Source organism: Flavobacterium sp. W21_SRS_FM3, assembly GCF_052113625.1.
Lineage (GTDB): Bacteria > Bacteroidota > Bacteroidia > Flavobacteriales > Flavobacteriaceae > Flavobacterium.
Map to the genome: position 1 here is coordinate 15371 of NZ_JBGQOD010000007.1, position 19676 is coordinate 35046.

Sequence of the window (19676 nt, forward strand, 5' to 3'; positions counted from 1 at the left end):
TCGCTTTTTAAAGCGACTTTTTTTTTATTCAGCATCTAAATTTTCATTAAATGCTGAGGGTAACATTTTAGGTATAAATTTTATTAAAATTGGTAATAGCAAACTTCCACCAGGTAACAAGAATATGGTTAACGAAGGAACTGATTTACAAATGTCTAATAATTGCTTTTTGACCTTTTTCTTCTCTTTTTCATCCAGATCTCTTCTTGTAGAAGTAGCCAGCAAAATCATTAATTCTTTACTTTGAACAATTTCCTTAAGTAATCTATTTTTATTGCGCGTGATCAAAGTTATTACACTCTGAGTCGCCTGATCGTAAAAATGCTTTACGGGATTAGAATAATTGAAATATGGAATTTCCTTTTTGTGATGAGTTATAAATGCATCTGTGCTTTGAATACTATCAGTTACAAATTCATCAGGTATCGCTATTAATTCTGCTAATTTATGTAGAAAATAAGCCTCTTCATTTTCTATAACTCCATCACTCCATAATGCCATACCCGCCATGTCTATAAGGTAATATTTTTCTAAATCTGATGTAAAGTAATCAAGGTTTAATTCCTCAAGATTTTGAACACTAACTTTTGAAAACTTGCTGTAACGAACAGAAGCTTCAAAAAGCTTTATTAATAAATCGTCATAATTTGATTTTTGAGACTTGGTTTTTAAAGCTAGCGATACCAAGCTAATCACAGCTTCCTCGATTTTCTTTAAATATTTATCAGGAATCGCTTCATGAATTAAATATTGGCGAAAAGCCAGCACATCAACAAAGAGCAATGCATTAGTTACAATATGCGAAAAATTCTTACTGATAATATCAATATTAGTCTGCACTCTATCATCAATTATCTTTTCCAAATTCAATGAGGGAGAGCTATTCGGCAGGACTTTTTTGAAAAGATTAAATCCTTGCGGATTCATTTTATTATAAAAATCTAAAGTTTCTGCTATGAAATTTTCAGGATTTTGTTGCTGCTTCGTTAAGCCATACATAGCATATAGCGTATTTAATAAGGCAACTTTCGGAATTTCATTTTGCACCCAACCCTTAGTTTCAATAACGGCATTAGTTTCAAAAGAAACGATGTGACCATATATAAATCCTGTGCTTCTAATTTTTTGATAAAAAGAATCGGTAGTGCTAAAAACAGTTTGCTTTGCAGCGTTCTGTTTTGTGAAAAATTTGTCTATCCATCCAGGAGCCGAAGGGTTAATCATGGTGCAGTTTTAAAGTTGTAAAGCTAAGTTTATTTATGAATTTATAGAAGCGCTTACTTCAATTTATAAACAAATTATTATTAATTCCTGGATTTCATGTTTTTAGTACAACAACGTATTATTTCTAAAATTCTATTGTTTCTCGTGTCTTCTTTTTTTGCTTGGTTAAGCCAGTACAAATAACTTTTTCTATATGATGGGCTAAAGTTGGAATAGTTCTGGTAAGCGATAGCGTTTGCCTTAAAAGCAATTGCTAGGTCTAATGGGATAATTAAATTTTCGACATTGTCTAAAGCAGTCCATGAGCCATCACTTTTAGCAGCTGCAATTTTTTGAAGTCCGCTGGCGTGAATGAGATTGCTTTCAGTTAATTTTTGGATATAAGACTTATTTAGTTTACTCCATACGCTTTTATGTTTCCTTGGAGAAAAAACTTGTTTTCTTCTTTCAGCATCTATCTTCTTTACTGTAGAATCGATCCAGCCATAACAAAGTGCAACTTGAACGGCTTCCTCCCAGCGCATGCTTTCCATTGGACTGTCTACTTTATAAAAAATTAGATATATGCCCTTTGAATCCGCATGATTATCATGAAGCCAGTTGCGCCATTCGATTGCATTTTTAAAATAAAAATGTTCTCTTTCCTCCAAAACGACCCTGCTTAAATAAATTTATTTGATAATTGCAGAACAAGCTACTCTAGCACCTGCATCTCCTGATGGTTGTGAGACAAAATCATCGGTACCTTGGTGTACAATTAGTCCTTTACCTAAAATATCTTTGGTTGGGTCACCTGAACCTATGTTCCATTCATCAGTTGTTAGAGAAATCGTTCCGTTCCCATTTGCATCTGCAGTGAAATTCCCTATGTCTCCTTTGTGATATTCTCCCACACCCCATTTACCATGTTTTTTAAAAGTTGGGTTCCAATGACCTCCAGCTGAACTACCGTCTGCGGCTGAACAGTCAGATTTTTCGTGAATATGAATGGCGTGAACTCCAGGTTTTAGTCCAGATAGTTTAGCTACAAATGTTACTTTTCCATTTTTTTCAATAAAGGTAGCTGTACCAGCAACGTTGCTATTGCTTTTGGGTTCGAAAGCAATCTCTAATTTTTTAGTGTCACTTGATTTACTGTTTGTTTTGCATCCAATGGCTACAGCAATTAAAACTGCGGCTGAAAATAATATTTTTTTCATGATAGTATCTGTTTTTTTAATTCCATATAAAATTACACATAAAATCAGCATGAAAAAATTAAATTGAAGTTAAATAATGATTAGGTAATTCTTACAAATCGTCATACTGTTATAATAAATTTATGAGAGTAATTTTTTTGGTTATTACCCAAAATCAATTGCGTTGACTGACCATTTTTAATGATCAAAGTTCATAAATCCTAATTTTATGGTAAGTGAGGGTTTTGTATTCTGTTTTAATTTAATAGTAAAAAGAGAGAGTATGTAAAATTCCAGAGAAGTCATGACGGTATTCTCTGTATTGGCGGGAAATCTGTATTTATTGGCATTTTCCACTCATTTTTTACTAATTTTGCAGTCCTACATATGCTTATTGAGGCTGTTTTTTTTAAAATTAGTCTGGCATGGATTAAAGTAATTAACTCATTTAATCGAGTAACTTTTTTTTAAACGTATTGTGGCCATCGAGCCATTCTTATAATACTGTGAATTTGTTTCTGTATTAAGAACAATTAGTGGCGGGTTAGCAATTAACTATTTTACGCTCACGGTACACTAAATTAGGTTTAGTGATTTTTCAATATTTTGAGTTTTATCTTTTTATTCTAAAGCAGAATAGGTAGAGCTATTATTTAATACTATAATCTCATAGTGGTTATAGTTAACTTTTTTATGTATTATGAATAAACTATTATCTTTTCTACACCAGAAATATAATTTTAAAACAGATTTTACCAAGTCTGTGGCACTGCCCAGTTTGACAATAATTATTGCCATTTCCTTATTTTGTGGATTGTTCTCTACAGAAGCCGAAGAGTTTTTTAATCAAGTAAAGGCAGTTATATTTAAGAACTTAGGTTGGCTTTATGTTTTAATTGTTACTGTTTTTGTACTTTTTTTGATAGGAATTGCTATCAGTAAATTTGGTAAGATTAAGTTAGGGGCTGATGATACCAAACCCGAATACTCTTTTTTCTCTTGGGTTGCTATGCTTTTTGCAGCAGGAATGGGAATTGGTTTGATGTACTTTGGTGTTGCTGAAACCATGGCTCATTTTGCCAATCCTGCAATTAGTAATCTTGATGTAAGCCTTCGTGCAAAAGAAGCCCAACTGTATACATTTTTCCACTGGGGCTTTCATGCCTGGTCTATTTATGGTGTCGTGGGGCTTTCTATGGCATATTTTGCGTATCGTCATAATTTGCCGTTAGCCATTAGAAGTGGTTTCTATCCGATGCTGAAAGATAAAATACATGGTAGATTTGGAAATATTGTTGATGTTTTTGCTTTATGCAGTACTTTTTTCGGTATTGCGACTACTTTAGGTTTTGGAGTTTTGCAATTAAGTGCGGGTCTTGAGAATCTAGGTATTATTCCGAGTACTAGTTTTGAATACCAAGTAGGAATAGTTGTGGCGGTGATGTTGATTGCCATCGTTTCTGCTACAAGCGGTTTAGGAAAAGGAGTGAAGAGATTAAGTGAGATAAATATCATCATGGCTACTTTATTAATGTTATTTGTATTAATCGCTGGGCCTACAATATATATTTTAAGCACACTAACAGAAGGAATAGGTCACTATGTTAGTAATTTTATGTCATTAACTTTTAATACTTATGCTTTTGAGAAAGACAGTCAAGAATGGTTCTCTAACTGGACAATTTTGTACTGGGCATGGTGGATTTCATGGGCACCTTATGTAGGTCTTTTTATCGCCAAAATCTCTAAAGGACGTTCTATACGCGAATTCATTTTAGCAGTTTTATTCATACCAGCCCTTTTTAACTTTGTATGGATGACGATCTTTGGAAGTAGTGCTATATGGATTGATAAATTTGTAGCACATGGTGCACTTAGTGAGTTTGCCAATAATCCTGACACGCTTTTATTTAACTTTTTTAGTTATTTTCCATTGACCAGTTTACTTAATATTTTGTCCATTGCAATTATCTGTGTGTTCTTTATCACATCTGCTGATTCCGGAATTTTTATTATGAACGGAATCTCATCAAAAGGCGCTGCTAATTCACCTAAGTGGCAAAATGCATTTTGGGGCGTACTGTTGACAGTGGTTTCATTGAGTTTATTAAGTTCTGGTGGTTTAGCCTCATTACAAACCATGACATTGGTAACCGCCTTACCGTTTGGAGTTATTATGCTATTACTATGTGTTAATTTATGGAAGGCGTTATTGGCTGACGATGAATATAGCAGAACTAAATATTCTCATGGAAGCTTAAACTGGAATGATTACCACTGGAAAGTTCGATTAGAAAAAATCCTGACCTATTCACAAAAGAAAGATGTAAAAAAGTTTCTAAATGAGACGGTACGGTTATCCTTTGAAGAATTAGTAAAAGAATTGGACAAGAATAAAATTGAAGCGAGTATTGTGTATAATACTGCCCCCAATAATTCTATAGAACTCGTGATCAAACATGATGAACTACGTGATTTTATATATGGTGTTATGGCACAACCGCAAACTATTTCTGAAACTTTGATTAACGAACAGAATTCTCCCAATATCGATTCAGAGACCGTGTTTTTACCAATTACCTACTTTGGAGATCATCGTATGGGTTATGATATTCAGTATCTAAGTAAAGACGAAATTATTTCGGACGTATTAAGGGAATACGAGCGTTTTTTAACCTTAGGTTCAGACGGGATGCACGATTTACTGATGAAACCGAATTAATTTTAGAATTTTGAAAAATGAAAAAACTGCAATCAATTTGATGACTGCGGTTTTTTTAGTCTGCTTAAGTGTCATATTCCTTTGTAATAAACAGATGTAGTAGGAGTAAAAAGCATAATTTCAAGCCAAGCGGTTGTTATCCAAAATGCCTTTTACTAGTAATTTAATAGCGAGGTACGGTTCGATGCTGATAACAATCAGATCTAAGTAAGAATACCAATAAAAAACCGCGGTCAAATTAATGACTGCGGTCTTTTGAACAAATAAAATTCAACTAAAAACTATCTTTTTGCTTAAAAGCAATATTCGTTTTCTGCAACTAATTTAGAAGTAATCGTTTCTCTTAAAGCTACAATATTTGGCATATTTGCATATTTAGTAAAGCGTCTTAATCCCATTAACATCATGCGTTGTTCGTCTCCTTCAACAAAAGATACTACACTTTCTTTTCCTTTTTGTGTTACAATGTCTACTGCTTGATACAAGTATAATTTAGCCATCGCAATTTGCTCTTGTACTTTGTCTTCACCTTCTTTTTTAGCTAATTTTTCCGTTCTAAGAATAGTACTTTCAGCCATGTAGATTTCGATCAAAATATCAGAAGCCGCCATTAAGATTTGTTGGTGAGAATCTAATTCAGTTCCGAATTTTTGAACTGCACTACCAGCGACCATTAAGAACGCTTTTTTCAATTTCACGATCATTTCTTTTTCTTCAGCAAATAACTCTGAGTAATCTGGAGTATCAAAAGATGGAATTCCTAATAGTTCCTCACCCACTTTAGTAGCAGGACCTAATAAGTCCACGTGACCTTTCATTGCTTTTTTTATCAACATTCCTACAGATAGCATTCTGTTGATTTCGTTAGTACCTTCGTAAATACGAGCGATACGAGCATCTCTCCAAGCACTTTCCATAGGTGTGTCTTCTGAGAATCCCATTCCACCAAAGATTTGAATTCCTTCATCAGCACAATTCTGAATATCTTCAGAAACAGCAACTTTTAAAATCGAACACTCAATTGCATATTCTTCTACACCTTTCAACTCAGCATCTTGATGTGTTTCACCATCAGCTTCGCGAGCAGTAATTCTGTCTTCAATATTTTTAGCAGCTCTATAAGTAGCACTTTCACCAGCATAACAGCTAGTTGCCATATCTGCTAATTTAGAACGAATCGCCCCAAATTGTGCAATAGGCGTATTAAACTGCATTCTTTCGTTTGCATAAGCGGTAGCATTAGTAATTACTCTACGTTGTGCATCAAGACAAGCTGCAGCTAGTTTAATACGACCCACATTTAAAGCGTTCATCGCAATTTTAAATCCGTTTCCTCTTTCCGATAACATATTCTCAACTGGAACTTTAGTTTCGTTAAAGAAAACCTGACGAGTAGAAGAAGCTCTAATTCCTAATTTGTGCTCTTCTTCGTTCATTGAGATTCCGTTATCAGCAGTATTCTCCACGATAAAACCAGTGATGTTCTTATCATCTCCAATACGTGCAAAAACGATGAATACGCTACAGAAACCTGCATTCGAAATCCACATTTTTTGTCCTGTGATTGAGTAATATTTACCGTCTTCAGATAAAACAGCTTTTGTTTTTCCTGAATTAGCATCAGATCCTGCACCTGGCTCAGTCAAACAGTAAGCACCAAACCACTCTCCTGAAGCTAATTTAGGTACGTATTTTTGTTTTTGTTCCTCAGTACCATAAAGAGTTATTGGCATCGTCCCAATACCTGTATGAGCTCCAAAAGCTGTAGAGAAGGAACCCGTAGCACCAGAGATATAATCACAAACCAAGACAGTGTTAACAAATCCCATTCCCATTCCGCCATAAGCTTCAGGAACAGCTACGCTTAAAAAACCTAAGTCTCCAGCTTTGCGCATTGTCTCTTCAGTTAATGCATAATCTTTCTTTTCAAAACGGTCTTTATTAGGCCATAATTCTTTGTCTACGAACTCTTTTACAGAGTCACGCATCATTAATTGTTCTTCATTGAAGTCTTCAGGAGTGAAGATATCTTCGCACTTTGTTTCTTTTACGAGGAATTGACCTCCTCTGGTTACGTCTGCCATAATTAGCCCCCTTACCCCCGAAAGAGGAATTCCTACTAGGGGTCAGTAGGGTTTTAAATTCTTTAACTTAAATAAAGTTAAAGATGTGAATATATCTGTTTAAGAACTTGGAAATCTAATTTTTATTAGTAAATTTTGGTAATTCCCCCTTCGGGGGATAAGGGGGCTTTACATTAACTCGTAAACCCCTGCACTACCTTGACCTGTACCTACGCACATAGTGACAATCCCATATTTATTCCCACGGCGTTTCATCTCGTCAAATAATTGAACTGATAATTTAGCACCTGTACAGCCTAATGGGTGACCTAAGGCGATTGCACCACCATTAACGTTGATGATATCAGGATTCAAATTAAGTTCTCTGATAACAGCTAATGACTGTGAAGCAAAAGCTTCGTTTAATTCAATTAAGTCAATATCATTAATAGATAAACCTGCTTGTTTCAATACCTTTGGAATTGCTTTTACAGGTCCGATACCCATAATTCTTGGCTCCACTCCAGCAGAAGCAAAGTTTACTAATCTCGCGATAGGTTCTACATTTAACTCTTTTACCATTTCTTCGCTCATAACTAGTACAAAAGCAGCACCATCACTCATTTGTGACGAGTTTCCTGCCGTTACGCTTCCATTAGCTTCAAAAACGGGTCTTAGTCCAGCTAAAGCTTCTTTAGAAGTTCCAGCTCTAGGTCCTTCGTCTTTATTAACTACGTATGACTTTGTTTCTTTTTTACCGTTTTCATTGATGAAGGTTTGCTCTACAGTAATTGGCACAATTTGTTTGTCAAATTTACCTTCTGCTTGCGCTTTCAATGCCTTCATGTGTGAGTTATAAGCAAACTCATCCTGATCTTCTCTAGAGACATTGTATTGCTGTGCTACTGCTTCGGCTGTTAAACCCATTCCCCAGTAGTAGTCTTCGTTTCCTGCTTTGGCGACAGCATAATCCGGTGTTGGTTTGTAACCACCCATCGGAATAAAACTCATGCTCTCAGCACCACCTGCAATAATACAGTGTGCCATTCCTGATTGAATTTTGGCTGTAGCCATCCCAATCGTCTCTAATCCAGAAGCGCAATAACGGTTTACAGTTACACCTGGTACATCTTCAATTTTTAATCCCATCAAAGAGATCAGACGTCCCACGTTTAAACCTTGTTCTGCCTCAGGCATCGCATTTCCTACCATTACGTCATCTATACGAGTCTTGTCAAAATCAGGCAGTTCATTCATCATATATTCGATGGTTTCTGCTGCTAATTCATCAGGTCTTTTAAATCTAAAAACTCCCTTTGGTGCTTTACCAACTGCAGTTCTGTATGCTTTTACTATATAGGCTGTTTTCATATTTGCCCCCTAGCCCCCCGAAGGGGGAATTCCTATTAGGGGTGAATAGGATTTTTAGTTAATATTATAGTTAAACCTTCTAGATTCCCCCTTTGGGGGCTAGGGTGCTTTTAATTTCTAAGCGGTTTCCCTTTGGTTAGCATAAATTGGATTCTCTCTAATGTTTTTCTTTCAGTACATAATGACAAGAAAGCTTCACGTTCAAGATCCAATAAGTATTGTTCGCTTACCAATGTTGGTTCAGATAAATCACCACCAGCCATAACATACGCTAGTTTGTTGGCAATTTTCTTATCATGCTCTGAGATGTATTTACCCGCTTCCATTTGGTCTGTTCCTACTAAGAACATTCCTAAAGCTTGCTTACCTAATACTTTTACATCCGTTCTGCGAATAGGTTGTGTGTAACCTGCTTCAGCCATAAGTAAAGCATGTTTCTTAGCTTCAGCAATTTGACGGTCTTTGTTTACTACGATGATGTCTTTACCATGTTGTAATAATCCCGTGTCAAACGCTTCGTAACCAGATGTAGATACTTTTGCCATAGCAATAGTCAAGAAATACTCTTGCAATACATTTAGCTCCACATCATTTTTATGGAATAAGTCAGAAGCACGCAATGCTAGTTCCTTAGAACCACCACCACCAGGAATTACACCTACACCAAACTCAACTAATCCCATGTAAGTCTCCGCGGCAGCTACTACTTTATCAGCATGTAAGCTCATTTCGCATCCCCCACCAAAAGTCATTCCGTGTGGTGCTACTACAACAGGAATAGAAGAGTAACGTACTCGCATCATCGTGTCTTGGAACATTTTGATAGCCATATTCAACTCATCATATTCTTGCTCCACGGCCATCATGAAAATCATTCCAATATTAGCTCCAACAGAGAAATTTGCTGCCTGATTTCCAATAACTAAACCTTGGTATTCTTTTTCGGCTAAGTCGATAGCTTTATTGATAGCTTGTAAAACGTCACCACCAATAGTATTCATTTTAGAAAGGAACTCTAAGTTGATGATTCCATCACCTAGATCAGTGATTACTCCACCACTGTTACTCCATATTTTTTTGCTTTCGCGAATGTTGTTCAGGATAATAAAATCATCTTGACCTGGAACTTTAGTTTGCGCTTTCGAAGGAATGCTGTAAAAATTTGTTGCACCGTCTTTTACAGTGTAAAAACTTTTGTTTCCAGAAGCCAACATCTCATTTACCCAAGCAGCTGGTTCTAGTCCTTCTGCTTTCATGATTTCGATTCCTTTTTCAACACCAATGGCATCCCAAATTTCGAATGGACCATTTTCCCAACCGAAACCAGCTTTCATAGCATCGTCAATCTTGTATAATTCCTCTGAGATTTCTGGAATTCTATTCGAAACATAAGCAAACATTCCGGCAAAACTTTTGCGGTAAAATTCACCTGCTTTGTCTTTTCCTTTTACAAGAACTTTAAAACGATTGATAGGTTTATCAATTGATTTAGTTAATTCAAGTGTAGCAAAAGAGGCTTTCTTAGCTGCACGGTATTCTAAAGTATCTAAATCTAGAGTAAGAATCTCTTTTCCAACTTTTTTGTAGAAACCTTGACCTGTTTTACTTCCAAGCCATTTGTTTTCCATCATTTTGTTTACAAACTCTGGAAGTTTGAACAACTCGTGTTGCTCATCAGTAGGGCAGTTTTCATAGATTCCATTCGCAACATGTACCAAAGTATCCAATCCTACAACATCCACTGTTCTAAAAGTAGCCGACTTAGGTCTACCAATTACTGGTCCAGTCAATTTATCTACTTCTTCAATAGTTAATCCCATTTCTTTTACCAAGTGGAACAAACTTTGGATTCCGTAAATTCCAATACGGTTTCCAATAAAGGCTGGAGTATCCTTGGCAACAACCGAAGTTTTACCTAAAAATTTCTCTCCATATACTGTTAGGAAATCCAAAACCTCAGGAGAAGTTTGTGGTCCAGGAATAATTTCAAATAATTTTAAATAACGAGCAGGATTAAAGAAGTGGGTTCCACAAAAATGTTTCTGGAAATCTTCACTTCTTCCTTCACTCATAAAGTGAATAGGAATACCTGAAGTGTTAGAAGTAATCAACGTACCTGGCTTACGGTATTTTTCAACTTGTTCAAAAACTAGTTTTTTAATATCTAATCTTTCAACAACTACCTCAATAATCCAGTCCACATCAGCAATTTTTGCCATGTCATCCGTAGTGTTTCCCGTTGTTATGCGACTAGCAAACTTTTGACTGTAAATAGGAGAGGGTTTCGATTTCAAAGCATTCATTAAATGCTCATTCACTAAACGATTGCGAACAATTTTACTCTCTAATGTCAATCCTTTTTTAGTCTCTACTTCTGTTAGTTCTCTTGGAACGATATCAAGTAGTAAAACTTCGACACCAATGTTGGCAAAATGGCAAGCAATTCCCGAACCCATAATTCCGGATCCGATTACTGCAACTTTTTTAATTGTGCGTTTCATACGTAGTTTTTATTTGTTTTTATTTGAATAGAATATCATCTTGGTGATTACTTTTTATCATTTAGGACAACATCATTATCTATTTTTTCTGTTTGATTAAATATATTTTTGTCTTGTATTAATTCGTTGATTGTTTCTGCTACTTCAATAAAGTGTTGCAACTTTTCTTCAGAAATATTTTCTTTAACGGCTTCATTGAATTTCAAAACTGTGTTCTTAGACAGGTCACGTTTTTCTTTACCGAAAGGGGTTAAGTAAATCAAAACACCGCGACCATCCTCAGGATTTTTCTTTCTAATGATTAATCCTTTGTCTTCCATAGATTTTAAAGTACGCGTTAAGCTGGTTGCTTCCATTCCCATTTTTGGGCCAAGTGCCGTTGATGGAGTTCCGCCCTCTTTATCAATACTAAGTAAAGCAAATCCTGTAGCCATACTGGCATCATATTTAGAGGCTTCTTCATTATACATTCTGGCAACTGCCTGCCATGTAGCTCGAAGAATGTAATCTATAGTTTTATCTTTCATATTTTCCGCAATCGATTTCAAATATACTAAAAAAATACTATGCACGCATAATAAATTGAAATATTTTTTTGTTAATAATGCTTAAATATAAAAAATCTTCCGCTAAAATATAAGTATTGGTTTTTTTACTGTTAAATATCTGTACAGCGCACCCTTACGTAATCCCAATAGTGATCGGGATAGTTATCGGGATAGGTCAGGCTATCTTTTGTCCCTTTTAAGTGATTTCTCAGGGTTAGGGACTATTTTAAAAATAGGTTACTGCCAAACGTTAGGTATAAGAAAACCTTGGGTAATGAGCTTGCTATTGCTTAACTACTATTTATCTCATTTTGTTTTCTTATTTATTGGATAAGATGTAGTAGAATTCTGGAATCCATTTCAAAAAAGACATAAAAAAACCCCGAATCGTAATTCGAGGTTTTTCATTTGGTTTTGGTTAGTTGTAAATTTTATGAAATAAATTATCGTATTGTTTTAAAATAATTTTACGTTTTAATTTAAGCGTTGGTGTCAAGTGACCGCCTTCAATTGACCATACGTCAGGAGTAAGTTCAAAACGCTTGATTTGCTCCCAGTGACCAAACTTTTTATTGATTTGATTGATTTCTTCTTGAATACGATTGATCACCTTTTCGTTCTCAACAATTTCTTCATTGCTCACGCCTATTTCAAATTTGTGTATAGCAGCCCATTCTTTTACAAATTCAAAATTAGGTTGAATAAAGGCAGCAGGCATTTTCTGGCCTTCACCGATGACCATTATTTGTTCAATGAAACGTGATTGCTTCATAGTATTCTCTATAATTTGTGGAGCGATGTACTTTCCTCCAGAAGTTTTGAACATCTCTTTTTTACGGTCGGTGATTTTTAAGAAACCATCTTGGTCAAATTCACCAATATCACCTGTGTGAAAATAGCCATCTACAATTACTTCATTAGTTAGCTTTTCATCTTTGTAGTACCCCATCATAACATTAGGTCCTTTACAAAGAATTTCACCGTCTTCGGCAATTTTTACATGTACGCTGCCAATCACTTTTCCAACAGTTCCCACTCTAAACCCCTTATTCCTCATATCGTTTACAGAGATTACTGGCGAAGTTTCGGTTAAACCGTAACCTTCCATCACAGGTATTTCTGCTGCTGCAAAAATTCGCGCTAATCTTGTTTGTAAAGCAGCACTTCCAGAAACCATTAGCTCTAAATTACCACCTAAACCTTCTTTCCATTTACTGAAAATTAATTTTCTAGCGATATTTAATTGGAACTCATACCAAGTTCCATTAGCACCATAAGGTTCATAACGTAATCCTAAATCAATTGCCCAGAAGAATAACTTCTTTTTAATTCCAGTTAATTCCGTTCCTTTAGCATAAATTTTATCGTATACTTTTTCTAATAATCTTGGTACAGCAGTGATGACCGTAGGTTTTACCTCTTTTAAATTATCACTAATTTTATCGATTGATTCCCCAAAATAGATAGATACGCCATAATATTGGTATAAGTACAGTATCATTCTTTCAAAAATGTGGCATACCGGCAGGAAACTTAAGGCACGGCTATTTCCAGGTTCGAATGGAATACGGGGAGCACTGTTCAATACATCTGACACAATATTCTTATGAGATAACATCACACCTTTAGGTCTTCCTGTTGTTCCTGATGTATAAATGATGGTTGCTAAATCATCCTCTTTAACACTATTTTTGCGCTCTTCAACTTCATTTTGATTGCTTTCATCTTCCCCTAGAAGTAATAATTCTTCCCAGTTTTTACAACCTAAAATCTTATCAAAACAGTACACTTCCTTTAAAGTAGGTACCTTATCTTTAATGCTATTTACTTTGGCAAGTACTTCCTTGTCAGAAACAAAGCAGTATTCTGCTTCAGAGTGATTTAAAATATATTCATAATCTTGTTCTGAGATAGTGGGGTATATAGGGATTGTTTGTGCTCCAGTTTGTAGCACTCCAATATCCATGATGTTCCATTCAGTTCTATTGTTAGAAGAGATCAAAGCAATTTTGCCCCCTTTTTTAACATCCATTTTCAAGAGTGCTCTTGATATAGCATTTGCTTTGGCAATATATTCTTGAGTTGAAGTTTTAACCCAAACTCCGTCAACTTTGCTAACTAATGCGTCTGGAATTGTAGTATATCTTTCTTGTTGGTAATAAGGAAAATCAAAGAGTCTTGTTATTGGAGTCATGTATTCGAATGTTGAATTTATTCGCAAATTAAATAAAATTTAATGATATTTTTTAATTTTCAAAAATTAAATCAAAAAAAAGAAGGGAAATTCGTTTTGTTTGACGAAAACGATTTCTTTATTGGGCTTTAATACTCTTTTTTAAACAAAATAAGCATCACTTTCGTAATGCTTATTTTGTTTGAATTTAAATAATTTTCTTTGGCTTTATTTTTTTGGCCTTGAGCCCATATAAAAAATCAGCGTTGCTCCATTAGTGATATCGGCATACTTTAAAACAAAGTCAGTTATGGGCTTGCTGTTTAGAAGTACCTTTTGAACATACACATTTTTACTACTTTGATTTTTTACATCCACTTTAAATTGCTTACCGTTTTCTAAGGTAATGGTAGCATTGTTTATTAACGGGGATCCAATGGCATAGTCATTCGAACCTGGTGCTACGGGATAAAAACCAAGTGACGAAAAGATATACCAGGCGCTCATTTGACCGCAGTCATCATTACCACCTAAACCATCAGGAGTAGGTTTGTACTGCATATCTAGAATTTTACGAACCTGTGCCTGCGTTTTCCAAGGCTGGTTTGCCCAATTGTAAAAGTAGGCGACATGATGAGCTGGCTCGTTCCCATGAACATAACCACCAATGATTCCTTCACGAGTGATATCTTCTGTTTCAGCAAAAAAAGAGTCGGGTAGGTGCATGCTAAATAAAGTGTCAAGTCGGGAAGCAAACGCCTTTTTCCCCCCCATTTTCTCCACTAAAGAAGCAGGGTCTTGAGGAACAAAAAAACTGTAATTCCAACTGTTACCTTCAATAAATCCTTGACCATGGGTGCTTAGCGGATCAAATTCTTTTTTAAAATCACCATTCGCTCCTTTGGGTTGCATAAAACCAGTAGATTCATTGAAGTTATTTTGCCAATGGGAAGCTCGCTCCATGAATTCAGTATATACATCAGTTCTATTTAATTTTTTGGCAATCTGTGCAATACACCAGTCGTCGTAAGCATATTCTAAAGTATTGGAAACAGAAATGCCACTTTTCTCAGCAGGAATATATCCCAAATCCATATAGTAGCCTATTCCTTCATAATTGCGATGTTTTGCAGTATTGATACACGCTTCTAGCGCTTTATTAGCGTCACCATCGTAAACTCCTTTTATGATAGCATCCGCAATAACAGATACGCTGTGGTAACCACTCATACACCAGTTGTCATTAGCATAATGTGACCAAATTGGCAACATATGTAAAGCACTTTGATCGTAATGTGCCAGCATGGATTTTACCATATCATTATTTCGGGATGGCTGTATAATGTTAAAAAAAGGATGCAACGCCCTGTACGTGTCCCACAAAGAGAACGTACTGTAATTTGTAAAACCATTAGCTTGATGTATTCCTTGATCTAATCCTTTGTACTGTCCATTCACGTCAGTATAAACGGTAGGGTTAATAAAAGTGTGGTACATGGCAGTATAGAAGTTGATCTTAGTCGCTTCTGGCGCGGTAATCGCAATTTTGTTTAATTCTTTATTCCAAATGGCCTGTGCTTGTGCCTTTACTTTTTCGAAATCCCAACCTTTAATTTCAGTTTGCATGTTCTGCAAGGCATTTTCTTGACTAACGGAGGATAAGGCAAATTTTATTTTGACTTTTTCAGCTTCTTCCGTTTTAAAGTCAAAATACATTCTGATTTTTTTTCCCGCTATTTCGGGGAAGTTTTTAGTTTGATCAAATTTCCCCCAAAAACCTCTGTAGGCTTGTTTGTTGTCATAATTTTTTTGTCCATACTGTGTAAACGGTTTTGAAAAAGACATCGCAAAATAAACTGTTCGGGTTCTTGCCCAACCATTAGTTTGACGATAGCCAGTTATTAAAGTATCATTAACCACTCTTACATAAGTCCAAACATCTTTATCATCATAGTTGTAAATTCCGGCCATCAAATCAAGAATAATATGACTTTCATCTGATTTTGGAAACGTGTATTGATGCATTCCTACTCGAGTTGTCGTGGTCATCTCAGCAAGGATATTATCATCATCTAATTTAACTTTATAATAACCGGCTTCTGCAACTTCGTTTGCATGAGAATAAGAGGAACGATAGCCCCCTTTAGGATTAGAAGCGGTTCCTGGATTAAGTTGTAATTTTCCTTGGGTAGGCATAATCAAAAAGTCCCCTAAATCTGAATGCCCCGTTCCGCTTAAGTGGGTATGACTGAAACCAACTATGGTTTTGTCTTCATATTTGTATCCTGCACAATATTTATATACTTCTCCATTGTATTTGCCGTTTCGTTCATACGAAATAGTATCCGTTTCAGGACTCAGCTGTACGGCACCAAATGGGACTGTGGCACCAGGGTAGGTGTGGCCCATTTTTTCTGTACCAATGATTGGTTTTACAAAGGGTATTAAATTTTGTTGGGCATAGTTTACTTGAAAGTGAAGTGCAATGCAAAGAAGAACAATTTTTTTCATGGTACTATTTTTGGAATAACTATAGGAAAGTTTTAGTAAGAAATGTTTTAATTCCCAAATCTAAGGATTACAATCTTTTAGAACAAATGTACCTGTATAAATTTGGTCATTTTAGTACCGATGCAAATATTTTTCAACTATATGATATGCAGCAGAAGGATCCCTTTCTTAAATAGAGATTGGAAACAATTTTACTTATTATAAATTATTAAAGTAATTATATTTCTGATAATACAATATGATTTACAGTTTGTTATTGGTTCACTAATAGCGGTGTTTGATACATTAGTAAGCTAAAGTTTTAAAATACATAATTGTGTTTAGTGTGCTGGTAATCAGTAATTAATGTATAAATTGCGATAGTAAACTTTTAATCCACAGTCAGTTTCTATTAACGTTATTAATAATTATTTGTATTAAAGATTAGCAGCATTGCTAATGAAAATATTGAAATTAAAATGCTGATCCATCGAGCCGTTATTCGTTAGTTAACTGATTTTGGAGATGTTAAAGGTGTAGGGGAAATTAATCGAGAATATTTTAGTCTTTTTAAAGGTAAGGATATCACTCCGTTATTTTAAGGTTTTGGGGAAAATAGGTTTCAATGCCCACAGTAGGATTATTTGATTAACAGAGAAGTTACCATAACCAATGAGTCTGATACAAAAGAAATTGTACTTGCAAATGATCTTTTATATTGACCCGCAGGACATATCATTTTTGTGAATAATGATGTAGAAGTAGTCATGATTAGTCCCGAGCAGCAGCACAGCTATTTCATTAATTAAATTATAAAGAAAATTAAAGCTTGAAAGAAACGCTTAGAATAATCTAGAATTAGTTACTAATAATTTTACAAGAAGAATACCTTACAAATATAAATGGTTTTTTAAAGTGATTTGAAAATTGCTATCTATGGTATTTCGCATCGTAATAGCTTGAATTGTATACTTAAATCTTAGCTTTTTTGAAGCTATTTTTTTAGGTGGATTTAACGTATTGAAATTAATAGCTATGTACATTCAGCAAAGAGAATCACAATAGTTCGCTAGATGGCTGTCTCTGTTAGAATAGCTATTAGAAAGTAAATTTATTTTATACCGTATGGTTTAGCTTCTAATTCACTAGACCATGCAGTTCCATACTTTCTATTTAAATAATCAGAAATGATTTGGTTGTGTATGGCAGCTTTTTTAAATGAAAATGGATCAATCGCGCAATTTTCTTTTATAAGACCAATGCCGTATTTTGCTTTAAATAGTACATATTCTTCTGGAATGGAATTATTAAGTCCGTGCATTATAAAATTTAATGTTTCTTGTGAAATTAGTTTATCCATTTGTTCATCAGTCAGTTTTGTTTGCAAATACAACGGAACCAAATGAAGTTTGTCACCACTATTTACAATTTTTTTTTCTACAAGCCGAATAGTAATAGTGTTTTTTTTATCAGTTATATGTGTTGGATAATAAGTGTAAGTGTCAAAATCGTCTGAAAAAAAGCTGAATTGGTACTTACCTTTTTCAGGTAAAGTAATTTTGAAACTATTAGCTGTAGTAACTTCGATCTTTCTGTTTGAATTAATTATTGTAAATTCTCCTAAAGTAAGTTCCTTATTAGTCAAATTTTCAAATATTACTGTGGCTTCAATTTCGCCAGCGAATACCGTCGCACTAAACAAAATTATAATTAGCGTTAAAAAAATGTTTTTCATAGGATTATTGTTTTTATCGAATATACGACTTTATTAAAGACTTTAACAACAGTGTATTTATGAATATAAGACGATTGCAAAAGCTGAAATGTATAGTTTCAATTTTCATACAATTTAAACCTAAAATTCTAATTCACCTAAATATTTATTTATTGTTTTCCTTATTTTTTCTTTTCACTATTTTGACAATGCGGTTTATTACAATTTCTGATAAATTCCATTCATATCCTTCAAAGTCAGTCGTATTGATAAACTGCACAACAACCGTATTGATGTCTTTGTGGTATTCAGCAAGACATTGATAGCCAGGAACGAGACCTCCATGGTCGTAAACATAGGGATAGATTTGCTGTTCTCCTTTGTCAAATACTGAACCATCATTTAAGGCACGTATAAATTGGCCCACATCCTCTGCTGTAGCTAACATACCGTTTTCATTGCTTTTAAAATCTTTTTGAACACCTACATAGTAGCCGCTCATAACATTTTCTAAATTGACCTCTTTATTCGAAAAAAAGGTGTTGTGAAGCTCCAGAGGTATTAAGATTTTGTCCCTTATGTATTGTTCATGGCTATATCCTAGCACCTTATCCATAATTGTAGTGAGTAATAAATAATTGGTGTTGGAATACTCATATCCTTTATCTGGTTTAAAAGTAGCAGGTAAATCAAGAGCAAATTTCAGTGGATTACTACTGTTTTTTTGTTCGTCTTCCCAGAACGCAGGATTATCTGTAAAGTTGGGAATGCCACTTCGATGTTGTACCATCATTTTCAAGGTGATACTTTCTGCGTTTTCAATTCGGCCTACAAGTTCTGGAAAGTAGTCAGCGAGTGTTTGATATAAGGACAAGCGTTTTTCTTTGACTAGTTTGGTTACAGCCACAGCGACATATAACTTGCGGATGCTTCCAATTTTAAATAAAGAGTGAGGGTCAGCTGCTATTTTGTTTTTTCGGTCTTTCCAACCTCCAGAATAAAAGGCTGGTGGTTTTCCTGCTTCGTCTACATAAACAATCATTCCATCAAACCCATGATCAACTGCTTCATTTAGCTGTTCTTGAACGGTATCAGGCAAGGGTAGTATCCAGGCTTTTACTAAGATCCAAGGCACGAACCATAAAGAACAGACACTTGCAGTAATGAAAACGATTTTAAATAGCTGTTTGATTTTTTTTGTCATTTTATTTCAAGATGATAAAAAATTTATAGATGCTGGAATTATGCAAATGCTTAATTTTCAGCTTAAACAAAACTTGGTGCGAAACGATAATTTCATTAAATACCAGCTAGCTCAAAATGGCTATTGGTGGCTGGCTTCTTTAGTTTGTTTTTCCAAGAATAATAGTCCAAAAATTATGACTCCAAGTAATGGGTAAAAAAGACTTGATATACAAGCTACTATTACATAATTCAGTTTCTCTTTTTGGAAATCTGCAATCAAAAAGACGATCGTTAAAAGTCTAACTAAATAATCTCCGTATTGTTGGATATCTCCAATATTCCGAAAAACTTCTGGATTAAATACATTAAAAACAAGAGCCCAAGGGGCAAATAATAATGAATTTAAAATCATTACTGCGATATATTTATTTAGTTTTTTGAGTAATCTACTTTGCATTTTTTAGGTAATTTTTTTGATCAAAAGCTATGAATAGGAAAAATGCGACG

The 19676-nt window shown here is 34.8% G+C and carries 13 protein-coding genes; 1 reads left to right on the forward strand and 12 read right to left on the reverse strand.

Features of this window, described 5'->3' with window-relative positions; translation table 11 throughout:
• Positions 1–24 precede the first annotated feature (24 nt).
• From ACEN2K_RS11240 to ACEN2K_RS11250, 3 genes are all read right to left on the reverse strand, one after another.
• The gene (locus ACEN2K_RS11240; protein WP_441759419.1) at positions 25–1224 is read right to left on the reverse strand and encodes an LETM1-related biofilm-associated protein; all 1200 of its coding nucleotides are present in this window, start codon (positions 1222–1224) and stop codon (positions 25–27) included.
• An 80-nt stretch (positions 1225–1304) separates the two neighbouring features.
• On the reverse strand, positions 1305–1874 hold the full coding sequence (locus ACEN2K_RS11245) for a YdeI/OmpD-associated family protein (protein ID WP_441759420.1): 570 nt from the start codon (positions 1872–1874) through the stop codon (positions 1305–1307).
• Positions 1875–1895: 21 nt separating this feature from the next.
• On the reverse strand, positions 1896–2423 hold the full coding sequence (locus ACEN2K_RS11250) for a superoxide dismutase family protein (RefSeq protein WP_441759421.1): 528 nt from the start codon (positions 2421–2423) through the stop codon (positions 1896–1898).
• A gap of 679 nt (positions 2424–3102) precedes the next feature.
• Between ACEN2K_RS11250 and ACEN2K_RS11255 the strand changes: the two genes are divergently transcribed.
• Positions 3103–5124 carry a BCCT family transporter gene (locus ACEN2K_RS11255; RefSeq protein WP_441759422.1) on the forward strand — a complete coding sequence of 674 codons (2022 nt, stop codon included), beginning with the start codon at positions 3103–3105 and terminating at the stop codon, positions 5122–5124.
• A 293-nt stretch (positions 5125–5417) separates the two neighbouring features.
• Here ACEN2K_RS11255 and ACEN2K_RS11260 read toward each other — a convergent pair whose 3' ends face one another.
• The 9 genes from ACEN2K_RS11260 to ACEN2K_RS11300 form a co-directional block, all read right to left on the reverse strand.
• Positions 5418–7208, reverse strand: a complete 1791-nt coding sequence (locus ACEN2K_RS11260; RefSeq protein WP_441759423.1) for an acyl-CoA dehydrogenase family protein — start codon at positions 7206–7208, stop codon at positions 5418–5420.
• Positions 7209–7376: 168 nt separating this feature from the next.
• A complete protein-coding gene (locus ACEN2K_RS11265) occupies positions 7377–8558 on the reverse strand; it encodes an acetyl-CoA C-acyltransferase (RefSeq protein WP_441759424.1) in 1182 nt (393 codons plus the stop codon).
• Positions 8559–8668: 110 nt separating this feature from the next.
• A complete protein-coding gene (locus ACEN2K_RS11270; RefSeq protein WP_441759425.1) occupies positions 8669–11059 on the reverse strand; it encodes a 3-hydroxyacyl-CoA dehydrogenase NAD-binding domain-containing protein in 2391 nt (796 codons plus the stop codon).
• 47 nt (positions 11060–11106) lie between these two features.
• Entirely contained in the window at positions 11107–11586 is a 480-nt protein-coding gene (locus tag ACEN2K_RS11275; RefSeq protein ID WP_441759426.1) for a MarR family winged helix-turn-helix transcriptional regulator, read from the reverse strand.
• A gap of 439 nt (positions 11587–12025) precedes the next feature.
• Positions 12026–13801, reverse strand: coding sequence for an AMP-dependent synthetase/ligase (locus ACEN2K_RS11280; RefSeq protein WP_441759427.1), 1776 nt, complete (start codon positions 13799–13801; stop codon positions 12026–12028).
• Between the two features lie 207 nt (positions 13802–14008).
• Entirely contained in the window at positions 14009–16291 is a 2283-nt protein-coding gene (locus ACEN2K_RS11285; RefSeq protein WP_441759428.1) for a GH92 family glycosyl hydrolase, read from the reverse strand.
• A 1090-nt stretch (positions 16292–17381) separates the two neighbouring features.
• On the reverse strand, positions 17382–18005 hold the full coding sequence (locus tag ACEN2K_RS11290) for a hypothetical protein (RefSeq protein WP_441759429.1): 624 nt from the start codon (positions 18003–18005) through the stop codon (positions 17382–17384).
• A gap of 145 nt (positions 18006–18150) precedes the next feature.
• Positions 18151–19188, reverse strand: a complete 1038-nt coding sequence (locus tag ACEN2K_RS11295; RefSeq protein WP_441759430.1) for a serine hydrolase domain-containing protein — start codon at positions 19186–19188, stop codon at positions 18151–18153.
• 120 nt (positions 19189–19308) lie between these two features.
• Positions 19309–19626 (reverse strand): hypothetical protein, encoded by a 318-nt coding sequence (locus ACEN2K_RS11300; protein ID WP_441759431.1) that lies wholly within the window; start codon positions 19624–19626, stop codon positions 19309–19311.
• Positions 19627–19676 lie beyond the last annotated feature (50 nt).

What these genes read in the sequence shown, in the direction of transcription:
- ACEN2K_RS11300 (WP_441759431.1), bottom strand. Translation starts at nt 19,626, where the DNA reads ATGCAAAGTAGATTACTCAAAAAACTAAATAAATATATCGCAGTAATG.
- ACEN2K_RS11255 (WP_441759422.1), top strand. Translation starts at nt 3,103, where the DNA reads ATGAATAAACTATTATCTTTTCTACACCAGAAATATAATTTTAAAACA.
- ACEN2K_RS11285 (WP_441759428.1), bottom strand. Translation starts at nt 16,291, where the DNA reads ATGAAAAAAATTGTTCTTCTTTGCATTGCACTTCACTTTCAAGTAAAC.
- ACEN2K_RS11250 (WP_441759421.1), bottom strand. Translation starts at nt 2,423, where the DNA reads ATGAAAAAAATATTATTTTCAGCCGCAGTTTTAATTGCTGTAGCCATT.
- ACEN2K_RS11295 (WP_441759430.1), bottom strand. Translation starts at nt 19,188, where the DNA reads ATGACAAAAAAAATCAAACAGCTATTTAAAATCGTTTTCATTACTGCA.
- ACEN2K_RS11265 (WP_441759424.1), bottom strand. Translation starts at nt 8,558, where the DNA reads ATGAAAACAGCCTATATAGTAAAAGCATACAGAACTGCAGTTGGTAAA.
- ACEN2K_RS11270 (WP_441759425.1), bottom strand. Translation starts at nt 11,059, where the DNA reads ATGAAACGCACAATTAAAAAAGTTGCAGTAATCGGATCCGGAATTATG.
- ACEN2K_RS11290 (WP_441759429.1), bottom strand. Translation starts at nt 18,005, where the DNA reads ATGAAAAACATTTTTTTAACGCTAATTATAATTTTGTTTAGTGCGACG.
- ACEN2K_RS11260 (WP_441759423.1), bottom strand. Translation starts at nt 7,208, where the DNA reads ATGGCAGACGTAACCAGAGGAGGTCAATTCCTCGTAAAAGAAACAAAG.
- ACEN2K_RS11280 (WP_441759427.1), bottom strand. Translation starts at nt 13,801, where the DNA reads ATGACTCCAATAACAAGACTCTTTGATTTTCCTTATTACCAACAAGAA.
- ACEN2K_RS11275 (WP_441759426.1), bottom strand. Translation starts at nt 11,586, where the DNA reads ATGAAAGATAAAACTATAGATTACATTCTTCGAGCTACATGGCAGGCA.
- ACEN2K_RS11240 (WP_441759419.1), bottom strand. Translation starts at nt 1,224, where the DNA reads ATGATTAACCCTTCGGCTCCTGGATGGATAGACAAATTTTTCACAAAA.